The sequence below is a fragment of the Streptomyces sp. NPDC088252 genome (genome assembly GCF_044740965.1).
In the GTDB taxonomy this organism is placed as follows: Bacteria; Actinomycetota; Actinomycetes; order Streptomycetales; family Streptomycetaceae; genus Streptomyces.
The window spans coordinates 1-1160 of sequence record NZ_JBIURS010000076.1 but is presented as its reverse complement, the minus strand read 5'-3'; the positions used below and the strand labels follow the sequence as shown (position 1 = coordinate 1160).

Genomic DNA, 1160 nt, shown 5'->3' with positions numbered 1-1160 from the left:
TGCCAACTTCCGTGGCAGGCACAGCGTGTCGGACCTGCGCCAGATGAGCTTCGTGGACGCGCATGGTGCTGTGGAGGACTTGGCCGGGGAGTTCCAGCTCGTCACGGGAAGGACCGTGCATGAGGACTTTCCGGTCGGCCCCGGCGCCGCGGGCACGGTGGAGCGCTTCCACGACTTCTTCGAGCGTGTGAGCAGCGAACGCTTCCGGACGCTCTTCAATGTGCCGGAGGGCCGGCCCGTTGAGGATGTGTTCGCTGATGCGGCCGCTGTCGTGGGTGCGCTGACCTCGGGCGGGCGCGATTGGCTGTACCGCATGGCGGTTGTGTTCGGTGAGCGTGGCTTCGGCGGCCCCACGGGGCCGCACGCGCCCTGGCTGTCGCCTGCCCGGCTGATCCAGGTCCTGCACTGGGCTGACATCCGGGCTGGGGGGCCGATCGGGAGCGGGCGGACGCTGTCGGAGCTGCGTGGTCTGGAGCCCGAGGCCGCCGTCAGGCATCTGACCGACCTTGCCGGGCGGTTCGAGCAGTTCGCACAACAGGGCCGGACGGTCTGGTCGGAGCCGGGGCAGCGCCCTGACCCGTCCAGGGTGCTGGATGACCTCGAAGCGCGGGTGTCCGGCATGATGGCCCACAGCGTCGAGCAGTACCGTCAGCTTCGTGCATATGGTGTGACGCCGGTTCGGATGATGGGTTACCTGCGCGCCATCAGCACGGAGCCCGTGGGCCTCCATGTCCCGGGGCTCGGCTCCGACGGTGTGCCGCTCCATCAGGCCGGCACCGCCGACCTGATGGATCTGGCCGCCCTCGTCGTGTTCCAGGAGCGCCTGCCCGAGGATGAGATGCGGGCGGCGGCAGAGGGCGCCGGGCTTGCGCCGTCGATGGGACCGTTCCTGCTCCGGCTGGCCTACGCCTTGCAGCTGGAAGGGCAGTTGCACCTCCTGCGGGTGGTGCGCGAGTCCTTGCTGAACAGCCTGCGCCGCGGGCAGGAGCCGCAGACCTGGATGGAGGAGGCCCTCCAGCCGTTGCTGGAGGGCCAGGGCGTCAATACCGAGGCTTTGCAGGACGAATCCGAGTCCGAGGTGCGGTTCGTGCGGGGGCTGTTGGAGCGGCTGCACGGGCTGGGGCTGAACCTCGACGAACTGCCGGTCCTGGGCGAGCGTG

Annotated in this window: 1 protein-coding gene; it reads left to right on the top strand. The window is 69.6% G+C overall.

Annotated elements, in window-relative coordinates; genetic code table 11:
• Window positions 1–25: 25 nt before the first annotated feature.
• The coding region (locus ACIOHC_RS43850) for a hypothetical protein (protein ID WP_401847058.1) at window positions 26–1160 on the top strand (1135 nt) is incomplete at its 3' end.